The 19,745-nt window shown below is 70.8% G+C and carries 14 protein-coding genes and 2 pseudogenes; 9 read left to right on the plus strand and 7 right to left on the minus strand.

Annotation, left to right across the window (positions count from 1 at the left end; all coding sequences use genetic code 11):
• Positions 1 to 10: 10 nt before the first annotated feature.
• Both ABTX78_RS15475 and ABTX78_RS15480 read right to left on the minus strand, forming a co-directional pair.
• Positions 11 to 790, minus strand: coding sequence for an ABC transporter ATP-binding protein (locus ABTX78_RS15475; RefSeq protein ID WP_352207309.1), 780 nt, complete (start codon positions 788 to 790; stop codon positions 11 to 13).
• Positions 783 to 1,688 (minus strand): ABC transporter permease, encoded by a 906-nt coding sequence (locus tag ABTX78_RS15480; RefSeq protein ID WP_352207310.1) that lies wholly within the window; start codon positions 1,686 to 1,688, stop codon positions 783 to 785. Before ABTX78_RS15480 ends, ABTX78_RS15475 begins: the two co-directional genes overlap by 8 nt.
• A 133-nt stretch (positions 1,689 to 1,821) precedes the next feature.
• On the opposite strand from ABTX78_RS15480, the gene ABTX78_RS15485 reads away from it, so the two are divergent.
• Positions 1,822 to 2,439 (plus strand): TetR/AcrR family transcriptional regulator, encoded by a 618-nt coding sequence (locus ABTX78_RS15485; RefSeq protein ID WP_352207477.1) that lies wholly within the window; start codon positions 1,822 to 1,824, stop codon positions 2,437 to 2,439.
• A gap of 275 nt (positions 2,440 to 2,714) precedes the next feature.
• Here ABTX78_RS15485 and ABTX78_RS15490 read toward each other — a convergent pair whose 3' ends face one another.
• The 4 genes from ABTX78_RS15490 to ABTX78_RS15505 form a co-directional block, all read right to left on the minus strand.
• Positions 2,715 to 3,596 carry a carbohydrate ABC transporter permease gene (locus ABTX78_RS15490; protein WP_352207311.1) on the minus strand — a complete coding sequence of 294 codons (882 nt, stop codon included), beginning with the start codon at positions 3,594 to 3,596 and terminating at the stop codon, positions 2,715 to 2,717.
• Positions 3,593 to 4,876, minus strand: a complete 1,284-nt coding sequence (locus tag ABTX78_RS15495) for a carbohydrate ABC transporter permease (RefSeq protein WP_502993880.1) — start codon at positions 4,874 to 4,876, stop codon at positions 3,593 to 3,595. The genes ABTX78_RS15490 and ABTX78_RS15495 overlap by 4 nt, the downstream gene beginning before the upstream one ends.
• A 69-nt stretch (positions 4,877 to 4,945) precedes the next feature.
• Positions 4,946 to 6,301, minus strand: coding sequence for an ABC transporter substrate-binding protein (locus tag ABTX78_RS15500; RefSeq protein WP_352207313.1), 1,356 nt, complete (start codon positions 6,299 to 6,301; stop codon positions 4,946 to 4,948).
• A gap of 150 nt (positions 6,302 to 6,451) precedes the next feature.
• A complete protein-coding gene (locus tag ABTX78_RS15505; RefSeq protein ID WP_352207314.1) occupies positions 6,452 to 9,784 on the minus strand; it encodes an FtsK/SpoIIIE domain-containing protein in 3,333 nt (1,110 codons plus the stop codon).
• 425 nt (positions 9,785 to 10,209) lie between these two features.
• Here ABTX78_RS15505 and ABTX78_RS15510 point away from each other — a divergent pair, with 425 nt between their 5' ends.
• The 3 genes from ABTX78_RS15510 (at position 10,210) to prfB (ending at position 14,490) form a co-directional block, all read left to right on the plus strand.
• Positions 10,210 to 11,847, plus strand: coding sequence for a serine/threonine-protein kinase (locus ABTX78_RS15510; protein ID WP_352207315.1), 1,638 nt, complete (start codon positions 10,210 to 10,212; stop codon positions 11,845 to 11,847).
• A gap of 236 nt (positions 11,848 to 12,083) precedes the next feature.
• Positions 12,084 to 13,322 (plus strand): serine/threonine-protein kinase, encoded by a 1,239-nt coding sequence (locus tag ABTX78_RS15515; protein ID WP_352207316.1) that lies wholly within the window; start codon positions 12,084 to 12,086, stop codon positions 13,320 to 13,322.
• Positions 13,323 to 13,383: 61 nt separating this feature from the next.
• On the plus strand, positions 13,384 to 14,490 hold the full coding sequence (gene prfB / locus ABTX78_RS15520; protein WP_352207317.1) for a peptide chain release factor 2: 1,107 nt from the start codon (positions 13,384 to 13,386) through the stop codon (positions 14,488 to 14,490).
• A gap of 143 nt (positions 14,491 to 14,633) precedes the next feature.
• Here prfB and ABTX78_RS15525 read toward each other — a convergent pair.
• Positions 14,634 to 15,975 (minus strand): annotated as a pseudogene (locus ABTX78_RS15525) (tetratricopeptide repeat protein).
• Positions 15,976 to 16,126: 151 nt separating this feature from the next.
• On the opposite strand from ABTX78_RS15525, the gene ABTX78_RS15530 reads away from it, so the two are divergent.
• The 5 genes and pseudogenes from ABTX78_RS15530 to ABTX78_RS15550 form a co-directional block, all read left to right on the plus strand.
• A complete protein-coding gene (locus ABTX78_RS15530) occupies positions 16,127 to 16,354 on the plus strand; it encodes a hypothetical protein (RefSeq protein WP_352207319.1) in 228 nt (75 codons plus the stop codon).
• A 471-nt stretch (positions 16,355 to 16,825) separates the two neighbouring features.
• The gene (locus ABTX78_RS15535; protein WP_352207320.1) at positions 16,826 to 17,470 is read left to right on the plus strand and encodes a hypothetical protein; all 645 of its coding nucleotides are present in this window, start codon (positions 16,826 to 16,828) and stop codon (positions 17,468 to 17,470) included.
• Positions 17,416 to 18,297 (plus strand): hypothetical protein, encoded by an 882-nt coding sequence (locus tag ABTX78_RS15540; protein ID WP_352207321.1) that lies wholly within the window; start codon positions 17,416 to 17,418, stop codon positions 18,295 to 18,297. The genes ABTX78_RS15535 and ABTX78_RS15540 overlap by 55 nt, the downstream gene beginning before the upstream one ends.
• Positions 18,294 to 19,040: a class I SAM-dependent methyltransferase gene (locus tag ABTX78_RS15545; protein ID WP_352207322.1), complete on the plus strand. Its 747-nt coding sequence runs from the start codon at positions 18,294 to 18,296 to the stop codon at positions 19,038 to 19,040. Before ABTX78_RS15540 ends, ABTX78_RS15545 begins: the two co-directional genes overlap by 4 nt.
• 347 nt (positions 19,041 to 19,387) lie before the next feature.
• Positions 19,388 to 19,745: pseudogene (locus tag ABTX78_RS15550) on the plus strand (hypothetical protein); the annotation flags it as partial.

Here is a 19,745-nt window from a genome sequence, read left to right on the forward strand (position 1 = left end):
AGATTCCCCGCTATTTCTTGCTCTTGGCGAAGGCCTCGTACGCCGCGACGACGTCCTTCGCCGGCCCGTCCATCCGCAGCGTGCCCGCCTCCAGCCACAGCGCCCGGTCGCAGGTCGAGGTGATGGTCCCGGTGCTGTGGCTGACCAGGAACACCGTGCCCGCCTCCTCGCGCAGCTCGTTGATCCGTTTCTGGCTGCGGCGCTGGAACTTGGCGTCGCCGGTGGCCAGCGCCTCGTCGATCAGCAGCACGTCATGGCTCTTCGCGGCGGCGATGGCGAAGCGCAGCCGGGCGCCCATGCCGGAGGAGTACGTCCGCATGGGCAGCGAGATGAAGTCGCCCTTGTCGTTGATCCCGGAGAATTCGACGATGTCGTCGTACCGCTCGTGGACCTGTTCACGGGACATGCCCATCGCGAGCCCGCCGAGGATCACGTTGCGCTCGCCGGTGAGGTCTCCCATCAGCGCGGCGTTCACGCCCAGCAGGGATGGCTGCCCCTGGGTGAACACCCTGCCGTCGGAGGGCGGCAGCAGGCCGGCGATCGCCTTGAGGAGCGTCGACTTCCCGGAGCCGTTGGAGCCGATCAGTCCGACCGCCTCGCCCTTGTAGGCGGCGAAGCTGACGCCCTTGACCGCGTGCACCTCACGGATGCCGGGCGAGGACCTGCGGGAGAGGATCCGGCTCATGGCGGTGGTGGCGCTGCCCTTGCCGGTGCGCCCGCCGTTCACCTTGTACTTCACGTGCACGTCGTCGACGACGACGGTGGGGATGCGATCGGTCTGCTCAGCCACGGCCGTACTGCTCCTCAGCGTTCCAGAAGTACAGGAAGCCGCCCACTCCGAAGAGCACGGCCCAGCCGAGGGCGACGGCCCACACGTGCGGCGGCAGCTGGGACGCGGTGAAACTGTCGATGAGCGCGAAGCGCATCAGGTCGATGTAGACGGCGGCCGGGTTGCACTCCAGCGCCAGCAGCACCAGGTGCGGCAGGTGCTGGCCCTTCAGTACCGCATGGATGCTCCACATCACGCCCGAGACGTACATCCAGGTGCGCAGCAGGAACGGCATCAGCTGGGCGATGTCGGGCGTCCGGGCCGCGAGACGGGCCATGACCATCGACAGGCCGGTGTTGAAGACCGCTTGAAGCATCAGGGCGGGGACCGTCAGCAGCCAGCTGAGCCTCGGGAACTCACCGAAGAACATCAGGATCACGACCAGCGCGCCCATCGAGAACAGCAGCTGCTGGAGCTGTTGCAGCGCGAGCGCGATCGGCAGCGAGGCGCGCGGGAAGTGCAGCGCCCGGACGAGCCCGATGTTGCCGGAGATGGCGCGGGTGCCCGTCATGATCGAGTTGGCCGTGAAGGTCCAGATGAAGACGCCCGTCACGAGGAACGGCACGAAGTCGGCCACATGGCGACTCGTGCCGAGCAGTATCCCGAAGATGAAGTAGTAGACCGCGGCGTTGAGCAGCGGTGTCATCAGCTGCCACACCTGGCCGAGCTTCGCCTGGCTGTACTGGGCCGTGAGCCGCGCGGTCGCGAACGCCGTGATGAAGTGCCGGCGCGACCACAGCTGTCCGACGTACGCCCGGAGTGTTGGCCGCGCGCCGCTCACGGTGAGGCCGTGGCGGGCGGCGAGCTCGCTGAGGCCCTCCGCCGGCGGCGCGGGTGTGGAGATCGTCTGGCTGCTCACTCTGGTCGCTTTCGCCGGGGGCAGGACGGGGGAAACGGTGCATGCGACGCAGCGATGGGACGGGTCCGTTTCGTCGCTACGGTGAGAGTAGGACCGATGTGCGTTGCAACGCAACCGTTTCGTCGTCTCCGGTATGCTCGTGGTCATGACCACGGACCCGGGAACAACACGACGCGCCCCCGCGGGAGCCGCAGTGCTCCGGGAGGATGTGACCGAAGCGATCCGCGCCGCCGTCTTCGAGGAGCTGGCCGCGGTCGGCTTCGCCCGTATGTCGATCGAGGGCATCGCGCGGCGGGCGGGAGTCGGCAAGACCGCCGTCTACCGGCGGTGGAAGTCGAAGCTGTCGCTCGTGCTCGACCTGGTCTCCGCCCTCGCGACCCAGGGACTGCCCGCGCCGGCGACGGGCTCGCTGTACGGGGATGTGCGCGCGCTGCTGGAAGTGGCCTCGCACGCCCTGCGCCACCCGGTCGCCTCGCAGGTCATCCCCGATCTGCTGGTGGAGGCCGCGCGCCATCCGGAGATCTCGGACGCGATCAAGTCCGCGCTGCTGGACAGTCAGCAGGGTGTGGCGGCCGTGGTCGTGCGCGACGCGGTCGCCCGCGGGGAACTGCCCGCCTCCACCGACCCGGACAAGGCACTGGATCTGATCGTGGGGCCGCTGTACTGGCGGCTGGTGGTCGTCAGGTCGGCGCTGCCGAAGGGGTATCTGGACGAGCTGGCGCGGGGAGCGGTGGCGGCGCTGAAGGCGTGAAGGCGTGAAGGGGTGAAGGTGTGATGGCGTGGAGGCCTGACCGCCCGGGGGCCCGGAGGCCCGAAGGCCTGATGGCCTTGAGCCCGAAGCCCTGACGGCCTCAGGAGCGGGGGCCCGCCACCCCGTGCGGTCCGGCCGCATACGTATCGCACCCGCCCCTCCGTACGCCCCGGCCCCTCCGCACGCCCCCGCCCCTTGGTACGACCTCGCCCCATTCGTACGCGAAAGGGCCGGGCAGGAGATCCCGCCCGGCCCTTCCCTCGTACCGCGATGTCCTACTTCACCGCGCCCGCCATCACGCCCGTCACGAACTGGCGCTGGAACGCGAAGAAGACCGCCAGCGGGATGATCATCGAGACGAACGCTCCCGGTGCCAGCACATCGATGTTGTTGCCGAACTGCCGGACCTGGCGCTGGAGTGCCACCGTGATCGGCGCGCTCTCCGAGTCCGCGAAGATCAGCGCGACCAGCATGTCGTTCCACACCCACAGGAACTGGAAGATGCCGAGCGAGGCGATCGCCGGCCCGCCGAGCGGCATCACGACGCGGGTGAACAGCCGGATCTCGCCCGCTCCGTCCAGCCGCGCCGCCTCCAGCAGCTCCCGGGGGATCTCCGCGAAGAAGTTCCGCAGCAGGAAGATCGCGAACGGCAGACCGAACGCGACATGGAAGAGGATCACGCCGATCGTCGTCTCGAAGATGCCGATCTCGCCGAACAGCTTCGACACCGGCACCAGCGCGACCTGCACCGGGACCACCAGCAGGCCGACGACGGCCATGAACCACCAGTCGCGGCCGGGGAACTCCATCCAGGCGAAGGCGTACCCGGCGAACGAGCCGATGATCACCACCAGCAGGGTCGCCGGCACGGTGATCATCACACTGGCGAACAGTGAGTCGGTGATCGCCTCGTTCTGGAGCAGCCGCGAGTAGTTCTCGGTGGTCAGCTGCGCCGGTTCGGTGAACACCTTCCACCAGCCGCTCGCGCTGATGTCGGCGGGCCCGCGCAGGGACGAGATGAGCAGACCGAACGTCGGCATCAGCCAGAACAGGCCGATCAGGACGAGGAACACCCGCATCACGCCGCCGCCGGCGCCCGCCGCGAGCCGCGCCGCGAGGGACTGCTTCGCCTTCACCACACCGTCGGTCGTGGTCATCGGCGGCTCTCCCTTCGCATGCGCCGGATGTTGAACAACATCACCGGGATCACCAGCAACAGCAGCAGCACCGCGATCGCACTGCCCAGACCGAGATGGGAGTCCGTGCCGAACGAGGAGCGGTACAACTGGAGCGCCAGCACGTTGGCGTCGTCCTGCGCCGAGCCCGGGGCGATGATGAAGACCAGGTCGAAGATCTTCAGCACATTGATCATCAGCGTGACCAGGACGACCGCGAGCACCGGCGCCAGCAGCGGGACGGTGACCCGGCGGAAGACCTGCCACTCGGTCGCGCCGTCGACCCGTGCCGCTTCGAGGAGTTCACGCGGCACGCTCGCGAGACCCGCGGCGATGAGCACCATCGCGAAGCCCGCCCACATCCAGACGTAGCTGCCGATGATGGCCGGGGTCACGAGGGTGGGGCCGAGCCAGTTGACGCCGTTGTACTGCCCCGCGAAGTTCGAGGCGGGCAACCGCAGTTCGGCCCCCGCGGCGGACTCCGGCAGGCTGAAGGTGCCGTCCGGACCGGCCCGCGTCGAGGCCACCACCTTGCCGTCCTTGACGGCCTCCACCTTCAGGCCGTCGAGGCCCAGTTCCTCGGCGTCGACCACGTTCGGCTTCCCGCCGCCGCCCCGGGTGAAGTCCAGCCAGGCCGTGCCGGTGATCTTTCCGTCCTCCGGCTCCGCCGCCTTGGCGGGCTTCGCGCCGTCGGGCATGTTCGCCGGTGCGACACCGACCAGCGGGAGGAGCGCCGGCTGCCCCGCGGTGACCGGGGCCTTCGTCACGAAGGAGCCGCCGCCGCCCGGCTTCAGCGGATGCACGGGCAGGGGGCGGGCGTTCGGGTAGCCCGCCGACTCGGCGAAGGTGTCGTGCACGCCCACCCATACGGCGTTGGCCACGCCCCGGTCCGGGTCCTGCTCGTACACCAGCCGGAAGATGATGCCCGCGGCGAGCATCGAGATCGCCATCGGCATGAAGACGATCAGCTTGAACGCGGTGCCCCAGCGCACCCGTTCGGTGAGGACCGCGAAGATCAGTCCGAGCACCGTCGAGACGGTGGGGGCGACGACCACCCAGATCGCGTTGTTCTTGACCGCCGTGAGGATGGTGTCGTCGGTGAAGATCTCCTGGTAGTTGTCGAGTCCGGCGAAACCGGTCCCGGCCTGGTCGAAGAAGGACCGGTAGAGCGAGTACCCGATCGGGTAGACCACGAGCGCGCCGAGCAGCACCAGCGCGGGCAGCAGGAATGCCACCGCGACGGTCTTGCGGGTGCCGGTCACACTCTTGCGCCTGTCGGCGGGGGGCGTCGGCTCTGCCGCGCCCCCCGCTTTCGCCACGGTGGTCACCCGTCAGCTCTTGTACGCCTTGGCGGCGTCCGACTCCAGCTTCTGCTGGGTCCCTGCCACGTCCTTCGGGTTCTTGAGGAAGTCCTGGAGCGCCTTCCACTCACCCTTGCCGGGCGTACCGCCGAACGACTGCGGCATCTGGTCCGACATGTCGAAGCGGAAATTGTCGCCCGCGGCGATCAGGGCCTTGGCGATGTCGCGCTGGACGTCGTTCGGATAGGCGGCGAGGTCCAGCGACTTGTTCGGCGAGATGAACCCGCCCGCGCCGGCCGAGATCTCGGCCGCGTCCGGCGAGGCGAGGAAGGTCAGCAGCGCCTGGGCGCCCTTGCTGTCCTTGAGCGCGACGGCCGCGTCGCCGCCCGTCACCACCGGCGCCTCGGTGCCGACGGCGGGGAACGGGAACACCTTCGCGTCCGTGCCGATCTTCGCCTTCGTCTGCGCGATGTTGACCGACACGAAGTCACCCTCGAAGACCATCGCACCCTTGGGCTGGTCACCGCCGGTGAACGTCTGGGTCACCGAGGCGGGGAACTCCGTCTGGAGCGCGCCGTCGGCACCGCCCGCGATCAGGTTCGGCTTGCCGAACAGCTCGCCGAGCGTCGTCAGGGCCGTCTTCACCGACGGGTCGGTCCACTTGATCTTGTGCTGGGCGAGCTGGTCGTACTTCTCCGGGCCCGCCTGGGAGAGGTAGATGTTCTCGAACCAGTCGGTGAGCGTCCAGCCGTCGGCGCCGGCGACCGAGACCGGTGTGACACCCGAGGCGGAGATCGTCTCGGCGGCGGCGAGGAACTCCTTCCAGGTCTTCGGCTCCTGCACGCCCGCGTTCTCGAAAGCGGTGTTGTTGTACCAGATCAGGGACTTGTTCGCGGCCTTGTAGTAGACGCCGTACTGCTCGCCGTTCACCTGGCCGAGCTTCTGCCAGCCGGCGGAGTAGTTCTTCGCCAGCTCCGCCTTCGCCTCCGCGGCGACGGGCTTGGCCCACTTGCGCTCCACGGCCTGCTGGATCGCGCCGACCTGCGGGAGCATCGCCACATCGGGAGGACTGCCGCCGGCGATCTTCGTGCCGAGGAAGTTGACGATCGGGTCCTGGGCGGGGACGAAGGTGACCGTGGCGCCGGTCCGCTTCTCGAACTCCTTGAGGACCTTGGTGAAGTTCTCCTGCTCGGGGCCGCTCCAGACGGCGGCGACCTCGATCTTCTCCCCGTTCAGCTTGGGGAGCTGGACGGAGGCTGCGGATTCGCCGGCCTTGCTCTCACTCGGTTTCGCCTTGTCGTCGCTGTCGCCGCAGCCGGCGACGGCAAGGGCGCCGACAGCCGCGAAGATCACTGCGGCTTTGCTCGTACGAAGAGTTGTGCGCATCACTGCCCCGTCTCTCCCGTGCGCTGTCCCGTTGACCGACAGGTGTACGCCCGGTCCACGGGTGTCGCAATACCGCACCGTACGACTACGAGTCTTTCGTGATGCCCTTGTGACGTGATGTCCTGTCAAAGGGCGCAACCGTGCGGTCGTTCAGGGGTGTGCCGGTGAGAGCGGAGGCAGCGGCTCGGCGTCCACCGAGCGCGCCGCCCGCTCCAGAGCGCTCGCCAACAGGGCAAGATCCGTGGGCCCGTTGCCCAGTTCACGCAGTGGTCGGCGGGTCGGCGGATCGCCCATACGCTCCCACTCCAGCGGCACCACGGTGGGGCGCAGCGTGGCCGTACGCGGAATGCGTCCCGTCACCCGGCCGCTCTGGAACGGCGTGACCCTGCCGTCCGGGTGCCCCAGCCGGCCCCGTCCCGGAGCCGGATCCTCCGGCCCGGCGGAAGCGGGCGGCGGGTCCAGCACGGCACGCAGCCGCGCACCCTGCGCCAGGTCGGTGTCGGCCGTGCGGTCGGGGCGCGCGGAGGTCGCCACCAGATGGATGCCGAGCCGCTCGCCGTCGCGGGCCACCGCCTCCAGGGCCCGGACGACCGAACCGGCGGCCGGACGGCCCGGGCTGCCGAGCGCCGGAGCCACCAGGGCGTCGAAGTCGTCGACCAGGACGATCAGCCGGGGCAGCGGGGCGGGCCCCTGTGCGGTGGCCGCGCGGCCCCCCGGGCGCAGCCGGAGCGTGCCGCTGGAGGGGGAGTCGATGTCGCCGCGCTGTTCGGCGGGGCTCGGCGGGCGCGGGGACACCAGACGGTCCGCGACCTCGCGCCGGGTCTGCCACTCGGCGAAGCCCGTACTGCCGAGCAGTTCGGCGCGGCGCTTCAGCTCCGCGCCCAGCGCCTGGGCGAAGGCGCGCATCCGGACGGGATCGCTGGCGACCAGATGCTCGGTGACATGCGGCAGTTCCGTACAGGCCGCGAGGCCGTCGCCGCGCTCGCCGCCCGCGCCGTCGACGAGCAGCAGGCCCAGCCGGTCGGGACGGTCCGCTGCGGCGAGCGAGGCCGCGACCGACCGCAGCAGTTCCGTACGACCGCTGCCCGGCGGCCCTTCGATCAGCAGATGCGGGCCCTCTTCGGTGAGATCGACGGCCAGCGGTCCGCGGGGGCTCGCGCCGAGCACCGCGGTGCTCCTGCCCTCCGAGGCCCAGCGCGTCATCAGCGAGGCGGGCGTCGCCCGGGCCAGCCCGAGCTCGTCGAGCAGCCGTGCCGTGCGCGGGAGCGGGGTCGCCCGGCCCGGACGGGTGCCGGTGCCCTCGGCTCGCAGCGGGGCGAGCGCGCGAGCGAAGCGCTCCGCCCAGGCGGCGGAGACGGCGTCCACCGCGCCCACCGTGCCGTGTCCCGCCGGCTGCCCTCCCGCCGTACGCATCAGTCGCAGCGCGGTGGCCACATCACCGCTCAGCAGCGCGACGGCACCGCACTCGCGGAAGGCGAGCGACGCGGCGCACGCCGTCTCATAGGTGGCGGTCACCGGGGACAGCGGGGAGGCGGCGGGCGTCTCGGCCAGACAGATCAGATGGATCCCGGCGGCCCAGCCGGCGCCCGCGAGGCGTGCCGTCGTCTCCCGGAGCGCGGCCGAACCCGGGTCGCCGTCCACGATGACGACGGTGCGTGAGCCGTCGTGCCGCCCGGCCGCCTCGGAGAGGGCCGCCCGGTCGGCGCTCGGCCAGCCCGGGCCGAGCGGTCCGTCGTCCAGCCTGCGGGTCAGCTCGGCCGTGCGGGCGGTGGCCTGGTCGCGGTCGTACGCGAGCAGCAGCCGGCAGTCCTGGCCGTGCGCGGGCCGCAGATGCGGGAGCCAGCCGAGCCAGGCCCACTCCGACCGGCGCTCCTGAAGACTGCGCGCCCGGTCCGTGCTGATGAGCACGATCTCCAGATCGGAGGGGGAGTGCAGCGCGGCGAGCTGGGCGACGGCGGATCTGGCGAGACCGGCCAGCCGCGCCCGGGGGCCGGCGAGCCCGAGGGAGCCTGCCTCCCGCAGCCCGACCGTCACCGGCACGGACGGGAGGTCGGCACGGTCGGTGGTGCCGAGCCGCAGGACGAGGGACTCCGGGTGCTCCGGACCGCGCTCCCAGAGCCGGGAGCCGGGGCCGAGCGCGGTCAGCAGTACGGCGGCGGGATCGGGCCAGCTGTCCACGACGGGCGCGGCGGCGGGCGGCGCCTCGGGCTCCGCGGCCACCTCGGCGGACGCGTCTTCCCTGGCTCCGGCGAACCGCCGGGCCCAGGCGCCTATGCCCCGCTTGCGGGAGCCGCGGGCGGGGGCGCCCTGCCGGCTGGGGGCCTCGGGCGTCTCCGAGACGCCGTCCTGGCTCTCGGAGGCCCGGGAGTGCACGGCGTCGCCCGGACCCGGCTCGCCGTGGGCGGTGGTGCGGGCGGTGTCGTACCGGCTCGGGTCGTACTGGGCGGGGACGCGGGCTCCCGCGCCCTGCGAGCCGGCCGCGGGACCGGTGTACGTGCCGTGGGGGGGCGTGCTCGCCGTCGAACGGTCCGGTGCCTGTCCGGGCGGATACGGCCCACCCGGCAGATGCTCGACACGGCCGGGGGCCGCGGAACCGCCCGGGCCCGGCCGGCCCCCGGAGGCACTGCCCGCGCGGTCCCCCTGCCGCCCGCCGTCCGCGGGCGATCCGGCATCCGGCATCCGGGCGTCGTGCATCCCGGCGTCGTACATACGGTGCGCGTCCGCGGCCGGCGTAGGGCCCATACGGTGCGCGTCCGCGGCGGGCGTGGGGCCGTCCGCACCCGAAAGGCCCGTCTCCCCGGCCACGTCGATCCGGCGCACCCGCAGATGCCCCTCGCCGTCCGGGGCCGTCGGCAGCGCCGGTGTGCGGTCGCCGGGGGTGAGGCGGAGCGTCGATTCGCCCAGGCGCAGCAGCGCGCCCGCGGGCAGCCGCACCGGGCGGGACCCGACCGCGGTGCCGTCCAGCGTCGTGCCGTTCGTCGAGCCCAGGTCCGCCACGGTGACCCGGCCGTCCTCCGCGACCGTCACCGCGCAGTGCAGCCGGGAGACGTCGGGGTCGTCCAGCGGCACGTCCGCCTCCGCCGAGCGGCCGATGCTGATCCGGCCGCCGTGGAGCAGATGCACGCCGCCCGCGTCGGGGCCGGCCACGACCTGGAGCTGCGCAGGGGCGTCCGGGACAGGCGGCTCGTCGCCGCCGGGGACCTGGAGCGAGAGCACGGCACCGTCCACCAGGGGCGGCTCGCCGAGAGTGCGGCGCTGGGCGTCGAGGCGCTCCTGGCCCGCGTAGAGAACGACGGTGCCCGAGACGTCCGGGCCCGCGACGGCGGCCGCGAGATCGGAGGCCACGGCGGCGAGCGCCGTCCCGGACGGCGCGGTGATCAGCACGTCGCACGAGCGCGCGGCAGGGACACGTCCCGCAGACGCGGGCCCCGCGGCCGCGGACTGCCCGCCGCGCGGCGCGAGAACGGTCAGCCGGATCTGCATGGCCGTCAGCAATCCCTTCTGCGCAGGGTGCCCGGCAGGGGTGCCGCCTGTGATCGCCCCCACCCGGCAGGTCGGCACGGACCACAGGGCTCCCGCCCCCACGGCGCCGTGCTGAGGGCATCCTCGCACCTGCCACTGACAACACGCCCGGGTACCGCATACAAGTGATCTTGATTGGTCCGCTCCGGACGGAAAAATGCCTGGTTGGGAAAAGATCCGGAACCGCCGTGATGTGCGCGGCACGGCCGTTCGGCAACCATCCGTACGATGCGCACGTCTTTCTCTCGAACACCGCCGGGACGACGGCGGAGGACGACAACCGGACGATGCCCCGTTCGGCGGCATTAAAGTGGGTCGGAAACCCGGGCGGAGGGACAGTGGCCCGGGATCATGCAAGGGACCACGATCAGCAGGGAGCACATGACGTGCGGCCGGTAGGCAGCAAGTACCTGCTCGAGGAGCCACTCGGGCGCGGGGCCACGGGCACCGTCTGGCGGGCCAGCCAGCGGGAGACCGCGGGCGCCGAGGCGGCCGTGCCCGGCCAGCCGGGCGAGACCGTGGCGATCAAGGTCCTCAAGGAGGAACTGGCGAACGACGCGGACGTGGTGATGCGCTTCCTGCGCGAGCGCTCCGTCCTCCTCCGCCTGACCCACCCGAACATCGTGCGGACGCGCGACCTGGTCGTCGAGGGCGATCTGCTCGCCCTGGTCATGGACCTGGTCGACGGCCCCGACCTGCACCGCTATCTCCGCGACAACGGCCCGTTCACCCCGGTCGCCGCCGCGCTGCTGACCGCCCAGATCGCGGACGCCCTCGCCGCCAGTCACGCCGACGGCGTCGTCCACCGGGACCTCAAGCCCGCGAACGTCCTGCTGAAGACGGACGTCGACGGCCAGATGCACCCGATGCTGACCGACTTCGGCATCGCGCGCCTCGCGGACTCCCCGGGCCTGACCCGTACACACGAGTTCGTCGGCACACCCGCCTACGTGGCGCCCGAATCCGCGGAGGGCCGCCCGCAGACCTCCGCCGTCGACATCTACGGCGCGGGCATCCTGCTCTACGAGCTGGTCACCGGCCGGCCCCCGTTCGCGGGCGGCACTGCGCTGGAGGTGCTGCACCGCCACCTCAGCGAGGAGCCTCGCCGCCCCACCACCGTGCCCGAGCCCCTGTGGACGGTCATAGAGCGCTGTCTGCGCAAGGAGCCGTCCCAGCGCCCGAGCGCCGAGAACCTCGCCCGCGGGCTGCGCACCGTCGCCGCCGGCATCGGCGTGCACTCCTCCTCCGCGCAGGTCGAGGCGGCGCTCGGCGTCGCCGCCCTGCTCGGACCCGACCCGGCTCCGGCACACGTCCCGGGCACCCCGGGCTCGGCCGACCCGACGCAGGTGCTGCCCACCAACGCCGGTTCATACGACCCGAACGCCGCGACCAGCGTCATGCAGCAGACCGGTCCCGGCCAGGGTCCCGACCCGACCTCGGTGATGCCTCCCGTGCCGCCGGGCAACGACCCGAACCACCCGTGGCAGTCCCAGCTCCAGGCGGCCCGCGACCGCAGCGAGCAGACACAGGTCCAGTACATCGACCCGAGCCAGGACCCGCTGCGGCGCCGTCCGCAGCGTCAGCAGCAGCGGCCCCAGCAGCCGCAGCACCCGCAGCAGGGGTACCCGCCGCAGCCGCAGCGCCCCCAGCCTCAGCCCCAGCAGCCGCGGCAGAGCCGGCGGCAGGCCCGGCAGCAGCCGCCGCCCCAGCAGCAGCAGTACGCGCCGCAGCCCTACGCGCCTCCGCAGCCGCCGCAGCCCACCCCGCGCCAGCCCCGGCAGCGCGGCGCCAATCCGATGCGTATCCCGGGTCTCGGCTGTCTCAAGGGCTGTCTGTTCTCGGTGATCCTGATCGTCGTCGCGGGCTGGCTCGTCTGGGAGCTGACCCCGCTGCAGGGCTGGATCGCGGAGGGCAAGAGCTACTGGAGCGCGATCGGCGACGGCATCTCGAAGGTGTCGGACTGGATCTCCGACCTCGGCGGCTCCGACCCGGGCGCCGGGCCGCAGGATCCCTCCGGGCAGTAGGGCTGCACGACTCAGCAGCTTTGTCAGCTTTGTTGACTTCTTCGGGCAGTTTTCCCCCGTAGAAGTGAAGGTTGGCGGCATCCGGGGCCCACAGGCCCCGGATCCCCGCGTACGTTACTCAGGTGTGCCTCGCGTGTCCCCGCGGTCACGGTGCCCGGCCCGCTTTTCCGGCCGGGGGTCCGGGGTCGTCCCCCGGGCGGACACAGTGGGCAACGCCAGCCGCTGAGGGAGCAGTCTTGGCACGGAATATCGGCAGCCGCTACACGGCCCACCAGATCCTCGGGCGGGGCAGCGCCGGCACGGTGTGGGCGGGCGAGGGACCCGAGGGTCCCGTCGCCATCAAGCTGTTGCGCGAGGACCTGGCGTCGGACCAGGAGCTCGTCGGGCGCTTCGTACAGGAGCGCACGGCCCTGCTCGGCCTCGACCACCCCCGGATCGTCGGCGTCCGCGACCTCGTCGTCGACGGGAACGATCTCGCGCTCGTCATGGACCTCGTACGCGGCACCGACCTGCGCACCAGGCTCGACCGGGAGCGCCGGCTCGCCCCCCAGGCCGCGGTCGCGATCATCGCGGACGTCGCCGACGCACTGGCCGTGGCGCACGCGGCCGGCATCGTGCACCGCGACGTCAAGCCGGAGAACATCCTGCTCGACATGGAGGGCCCGCTCGGTCCCGCGGGCTCCCACCCGGCCCTGCTGACCGACTTCGGCGTCGCCAAGCTGATCGACACCCCGCGCCGCACCAAGGCGTCCCGCATCATCGGCACCCCGGACTATCTGGCGCCCGAGATCGTCGAGGGCCTGCCGCCGCGCGCCGCCGTCGACATCTACGCCCTCTCGACCGTGCTCTACGAACTCCTCGCCGGCTTCACCCCCTTCGGCGGCGGACACCCCGGCGCGGTCCTGCGCCGCCATGTCACCGAGAGCGTCGTCCCCCTCCCGGGCATCCCCGACGAGCTGTGGCAGCTCATCAACCAGTGTCTGGCCAAGGCACCCGCCTCACGGCTGCGCGCCTCCGAGGTCGGCGCCCGGCTGCGCGAGCTCCAGCCGATGCTGGCGGGCATGCCGCCGCTGGACGTCGACGAGCCCGACGCCGAACCGCACGCGGAGCCCTACGAGGACGAGACGCCGGCCGCACCGGGTGAGGCGCGCCGCCGGGGAGCCGTACCGCTCGTGCCCGGCGCGGCGCCCGCGGACTCCAACCGCGACACCCACACCTCGATGCGGGTCCCGGCCCCGGACGAGCTCGCGGGCGGCGCCCGCGGCACGGCGCGCGCCCCCCGCACACCCGGCCAGCGCCGACCGGGATCTGCCCGCCACAAGTCCGACACCGTCCGCAAGCGGCGCATCGTCCTCGGGGTCGCCGGCGTGGTGATCGCGGCCGCGCTGGGCGTCGGCGGCTGGCTGGCGACGAGCGGCGGCGACTCGGAGGTGTCCCCGCGGGACTCCCAGCAGTCGGTACCCGCGGAACCCTAAGGCCGGGTCGGCCCGAACCCTAGGGGGTCGGGCTCTCGCGCCCAGCCGTTACGCTGGACCCGTGGCAGTCGTCGATGTATCCGAAGAGCTGAAGTCCCTCTCCTCGACCATGGGGTCGATCGAGGCCGTCCTGGACCTCGACAGGATGAGGGCAGATATTGCCGTGCTCGAGGAGCAGGCCGCGGCCCCGTCCCTGTGGGACGACCCGGAGGCGGCGCAGAAGATCACGAGCAAGCTCTCGCACCTCCAGGCCGAGCTCCGCAAGACCGAGGCCCTCCGCGGTCGTATCGACGACCTGGCCGTGCTCTTCGAGCTCGCCGAGGCCGAGGACGACGCGGACACCCTCGCCGAGGCTGAGTCCGAGCTGACCGACGTCCGCAAGGCGCTGGACGAGATGGAGGTCCGCACCCTGCTCTCCGGCGAGTACGACGAGCGCGAGGCGCTGGTCAACATCCGCGCCGAGGCGGGCGGCGTCGACGCCTCCGACTTCGCCGAGCGCCTTCAGCGGATGTATCTGCGCTGGGCCGAGCGCCACGGTTACGGCACGGAGGTCTACGAGACCTCGTACGCGGAAGAGGCCGGCATCAAGTCGACCACCTTCGTCGTCAAGGCGCCGTACGCCTACGGCACGCTCTCCGTCGAGCAGGGCACCCACCGCCTCGTGCGCATCTCGCCGTTCGACAACCAGGGCCGCCGCCAGACGTCCTTCGCGGGCGTCGAGGTGCTGCCGGTGGTCGAGAAGACGGACCACATCGAGATCGACGAGACCGAGCTGCGCGTGGACGTGTACCGGGCCTCCGGTCCGGGCGGCCAGGGCGTCAACACCACGGACTCCGCGGTGCGCCTGACCCACGTCCCGACCGGGATCGTCGTCTCCTGCCAGAACGAGCGCTCGCAGATCCAGAACAAGGCGAGCGCGATGAACGTCCTCCAGGCGAAGCTCCTCGAGCGCCGCCGCCAGGAGGAGCAGGCCAAGATGGACGCGCTCAAGGGCGACGGCGGCAACTCCTGGGGAAACCAGATGCGTTCGTACGTCCTGCACCCGTACCAGATGGTCAAGGACCTGCGTACGGAGTTCGAGGTCGGCAACCCGCAGGCGGTATTGGACGGCGAGATCGACGGCTTCCTGGAGGCGGGGATCCGCTGGCGCAAGCAGGGCGAGAAGTAGACGCGCACACTGCGTCGTGAAGGTGCCGGGTCCAGAGGGCTCGGCACCTTCGGGTTGCTGGAGACACACGTGGCGGGTGATTTCCTGGCGTCTCCGCCGTTCGGGCTGACTTTCTCTGGCTGAGCTTGAAGGTGCGACGGAGATCAGGCGACCAGCGACGGTGGCGCGATCATGCGTGCTCGGTCGTACAAGTCCAGCGCCGCCGGATTCTTCAGGTGAGGGCGTAAGAGACCGAACATCGCCTTCACTCGCTCGTCGGCGCGGCCGGACTGTACCTTGGGGTAGTCATCGAGGGCCTGGTGCCAGGTGGCGCAGGCCGCTTCCAGGTGGCCGAGTTCCATTTGCCGCTCCGCCAGCAGGCCACGACGGTGTACTCGCGTGCGCTGGTACATGCTGGGGCGGAGCCGGTCCGCTTGTTGCATGGCCTCGACGGCTCCGGCCTTGTCACCGAGTTCGTAACGCACCTGGCTGACGTGGTAGTTGAGCGAAGACGGGTCGTACGAGCCAAACGCCTTGCCGCGTGCCTCAGCACGGTCCATGGCCGCCTCGGCCTCCCGGATGTGGCGCAGCGCGCCAGTACGGTCGCCGGTCTGGGCGGCGGCGTGCGCCTGCTGGCCGACGAGGAAGGCCAGCATCCGAGGGCCGGCTTTCGGGGAGGCGGCGGCAGCGGCGTCGGCCAGCTCCATGGCCTTCGCCCCATGGCGGAGGTCGACCGCCTGGACGCTCATGCCCCGCAGGGTGGTGCAGTACGTCAGGTGGTCCTCGGCTGCGCCCGCCAGCTCCAGGGCCTTGACGTAGTAGCGCTGCGCGAGACCGTGCAGCCCTTCGTCCACGGCCATGTAGCCGGTCAGGTAGAGCAGATCCGAGGCGGCGGACAGCATCGCCTTGCGTACGTCCTCGGGTGCGTCGGCACGCAGGTAGGAGGCCACAGTGTTGACCATGAACGAGGCCGCCATGGGACGTGCGTGACGGCCGCCGAACTCATCGTCCAGCTCCGAAACACGCTCGGTCATAGCGACGACCATGTCCACTTCGTTCATGCCGATGCGTGCTGTGCGGCCGGACTGGACGGCATCGGCACGCCCAACCACATCAGGCCAGCCGGGAATGGTGACCGCCACGGAGAACAGGCCGGCACCCAGAACGCTGCGGCGGGACGGGTCCATATCCAGCCTCCCCAGGTCGATCACCCCTTCCACGGTATCCGCAGCCGCGGAGGAGCGATCGCGTGGAACGGGCAGCCCGGGCCTCAGCATGGGTGACGGGGCGGCCGAGACGGCGGGAGAGGGCTTCGAGGATGCACGCGCGCACCGCACCGCGAGGGACGGTGCCGCCCAGCCAGTGGCTCACCGCCGATTCGTCGTAGCGCAGTGGGATTCCGGTCTCCGTGCCGACGCGGTTCACCGCCCGCGCGAACTGGCGGTGGCTCCAACGGCTCTCGGAGAGCAGGCGCCCGAGCGTCACGTTCGATTCACGCTTGGCCATGCCCTCAACTCCCCATGCCCTTGAGAACTTTCAAGGCTTTCAAGTCCTGACGCTGCGGCAACGGTACCGCTGAGCGTGGTCGTGCGGTTGCGTAGAGACACAGCAGGGAACGGCGAGACCTCGCCGCAGCCGTCGTCCGAGGGGCTGAGGGATGAGAAGTGAAGCGCGGGCCCGTCTGGCCCGGATGACCGAGGAGCGGGGCATGGACGGGGTGTTGAGGATCGACACCTACGAGGGTGCGGACCTGCCGCCGGGTTCGAATCTGTTCTCGCCGTGTCGCTGTCCGCAGCATCGCAGCGCCGCGCCTGAGGACGGGGCGGTGAGGCTGAGCGCCGCAGTACGCGAGGTCAACGAGCGCAGCCGTGGAGAGCGGCTGTGAACCGGTTGGCCGCAGCCGTCGGCCGCTACGCCGGACCGCTCCTGATCATCACCATCTCGGGTCGGTCGGCTTCGTCCTCGGCGTGGCCGCCGTATCCACACCCGCCTGACTCCTCCCCGTCACGCATCCAGGCTCCCCACCCGCGACGAGGGAGGACCCGCCGCCGAAAGCGGCGGGCACCCCGCCCGGCTGCCTTCTTCGCAAGGGTCCGGCAGCCGGGCGGGTCCAACTCCGCAGCTCCGCGGCGGATTCCACTGAAAACCGTAAGGGAGAAAACGATGAACGTGGACGAACTGTTCACCGGCGACCTGATCACCGGCGTCCCGGCCGTCGAGGCAGCGCTGCTCGACAAGATGCCGGGCGGCGGCGACAACAACGGCGACCACTGCAGCAAGTGATCCAGGGCTGACGCCAGGCGGGGCGGGGCCGTACGCGGCTCCGCCCCGCCGCACGACATCGGAAAGGGACGACATGCTGACGATGCGTCTGCGCCCGGCCGATCTTCAGGAGCCCAAGTGGAGATCAGAGGGCGGCCGTTGGATCAACGGACAGAGCTGGATCGAGCCCGCAAACTTGTCCACATGGGTCATGGAGGTCAACGACGACCAGGCACCGCGCGTACGGGTCCGTGTGAAGGAGTGCAAGCCGGACGAGGCGGATTTCGTCGCGCTCACCATGGGGCCCGGAGAAGTCCGGCTGGCAGCAGGCGTCTTCGGCACGGCCCCGCTCTACCTGACAGAGAGAGGCGGCGAGTTGCACGCGTCATGGGATCTGACTGTGTTGCGACCACATCTACGGGCTGACCGCTTGGTGCCGCGCGTGGTAGCCCGAACACTGACGAGGCAGCACCGCTACACGTGCGAGACGCTGTTCGAAGGTGTCTATCGCCTCACCGAACGGGCGTCAGCCAGGTTCACGAGCGCGGGGCTCAGCATCCACTACCCGGAGCCGGCCGAGCATGTACTCGAGCCGCGTAAGCTGCGGCCCGGCGTTGATCCTCTTGCGGCTCTGGACGAGTTGCTGACCGACGCATCCGTCAGGCACCGACGGCAACCGGATGCGTGGGTCTTGAGCTGTCCGGCGGCGCGGACTCCGGGAACGTCGCCCTGGCCCTGAAAGCGGCCTGCTTCCCCGAGGTGCGCAGTTTCGGCCTGCTGGTGGGAGGAAGCACCGGCAGGCAACAACACGAGCGACGCCGGGCCCTTGTGGAGCACTGCGGCTTCCTGGACACGGCCACCCCCGCCATGCAGCACCCACCCTTCTGCCCCGGAGGCGTACGCGCCCTGGGCAAGCCGCACGATCCGGCGGGAGCCTTCTACCAGGAGGCGTTCGACGTCGTACGCGAGCAGGCAGACGCTTGGCGGTGCGAGGTGATGTTCACCGGCAGTGGCGGGGACGAGGTCAACGCCCACCACTCCAGGACACGGGCCGAACTGCCGACGCCGGAACCCGTAGCGTGGCTGGGAGCCAAAGCAGTCCGTGTGCTCGCTGACGTGGACGAGCACATGGCCCCCATCCCGATACTGCCCGTACCGACCCTGATGGCGTTCGGGATGCACAACCCCGGATTCCTCCGGGCCGGCATCTGGCCCGTGAGCCCGTTGGTGCACCCGTCGATTGTGCGGTTCATGGAGCAGTTGCCGCGTGAGCACAAGCGCGGCAAGGCGTTGTTCCGTGAGCGGATCAGGCGGGCGGGCCTGCCCGAGTGGGTGGCGGCGCCGGCCGAGCCGGAGAACTTCCTGGCTGTCCTGGAGAAGGGCCTGCGTTCCTACGGCCTGCCCGTGCTGGACGACATGCTGAAGGATTCAGTTCTGGTGGACCTCGGCTACGTTGACGGCAAGGCTCTCATCCAGGCGCGCAAGGATGCCGACGCCGCCTTGGTCGTCCCTGACCTGCTGTGCGATGTGCTCGCCCTGGAGGTCGGACTGCGAAGCCTCATGTGACCAGCCCCGACACGGAAGCCGAGCACGTGGAAGCCACCAACCTCTTGTACCGCGATCCGGCTCTTTGTGACGTGGTGCAGTCAGGCAGCGCAAGCGCCGGGATGTGCCGGCCCCTGTTCGAGCTGCACCGGCCGGACGCCCGGACTCTGGTCGATTTCGGATGCGGTACCGGCCGGGATCTGGAGATCCTGGCCAAGCGCTTCGAGTGCATCGGCGTGGATCTCCAGCCCGGAATTGTCGACTACGCCCACCAGGCCCGGCCGGGGCTGGACATCCGCACCGGGGACATGCGCACCACACGACTCGGCAAGCGCATGGACGTGGTGACCTGTATGGGCAACAGCCTGGCCTACGTGCACGACAACGAGGAGATCAGCCAGGTCTTCGCCACATTCGCGGCCCATGCCCTGCCGGGCACGCTGCTCGTGCTGTGCTCGCCCGTCACCCCGATCACCCGGACTGAGCCGAATACCGCCACGGTTGACACCCGTTGGGGACCCGCCACGGTCACCATCCGACATGAGTGGGACTTGCGGACCCAGATCAACACCACGCACCGGCACTGGGTGCTCCCCTCGGGCGACGAGGCCCTGGACGAGGTCCGCAGGCGTGTCCTGTTCCCCCGCGAGCTGGATCGTTACGCGGAGGGTGCCGGCTTTGAAGTCCTGGACATGCGCGACGGCACAGAGGCGGGGCTCACCGGCCCAACTGCGTACACGGTAGCCCGATACACCCACGGGTGAGTGGTAGAGCCTGCTCAGCCTGCCGCAACTACCCACGGCCGAGGGGTTTTTGTTCACTGCCGCAAGTGGCGAGCCTGCCGGAACAGCGCTTTGTCGACAAGGTAACCGCCCGCTGTGGGGCGGCAGTTCCCTTTTATGTCACAGTTGCATCGGCGCAGGTCAGGCAACCTCCCGCATACCGGACATCGCACGCGCAACGACCTTGACGCGTCCGCGAAAAGTGGGAAGGGTGACGCTCGGCATGCGTATCTCTGGGGCGCGTGTGATGTGGGGGAGACGTCAACGCCCCGCGGCCGCAGCCCCTGACGCTGCTCCATTGACGATTAGCTACTGGGGGTAGCAGCCAGATGACGAAGAAGACGCGGATCCGCGTAGCGCGCATAGCCGCCGGCGCGGTGATCGCCGCCGGCGCGTCGCTGACCGCCGCGGGCGCCGCCTCGGCCGTCGGCGTGGACATCAACGTGGGTCCTCTCGACGCCTCGGTCAACGCCGACGAGACCGGCCTCGACGCCGGTCTGGGCATCCAGGGTGGCCGGTCCACCGAAGGCACCTCCGCAGGCCCCGAGGGCGCGACCGAGGGCAGCATCGCCGGCACCGTGGGCGGTGTCATCGCCGGTTCGACCGAGGGTCAGACCACGGGCGGCACGACCGAGGGTCAGACGACCGGTGGTACGACCGAGGGTCAGACCACGGGCGGTACGACCG

The sequence above is a fragment of the Streptomyces sp. NPDC096193 genome, assembly GCF_040302905.1.
Classification (GTDB): Bacteria; Actinomycetota; Actinomycetes; order Streptomycetales; family Streptomycetaceae; genus Streptomyces.

Coding starts and splice junctions, on each gene's coding strand:
- ABTX78_RS15485 (WP_352207477.1), top strand. CDS start 1,822: ATGCTCGTGGTCATGACCACGGACCCGGGAACAACACGACGCGCCCCC.
- ABTX78_RS15490 (WP_352207311.1), bottom strand. CDS start 3,596: ATGACCACGACCGACGGTGTGGTGAAGGCGAAGCAGTCCCTCGCGGCG.
- ABTX78_RS15500 (WP_352207313.1), bottom strand. CDS start 6,301: ATGCGCACAACTCTTCGTACGAGCAAAGCCGCAGTGATCTTCGCGGCT.
- ABTX78_RS15505 (WP_352207314.1), bottom strand. CDS start 9,784: ATGCAGATCCGGCTGACCGTTCTCGCGCCGCGCGGCGGGCAGTCCGCG.
- ABTX78_RS15530 (WP_352207319.1), top strand. CDS start 16,127: ATGAGAAGTGAAGCGCGGGCCCGTCTGGCCCGGATGACCGAGGAGCGG.
- ABTX78_RS15535 (WP_352207320.1), top strand. CDS start 16,826: ATGCTGACGATGCGTCTGCGCCCGGCCGATCTTCAGGAGCCCAAGTGG.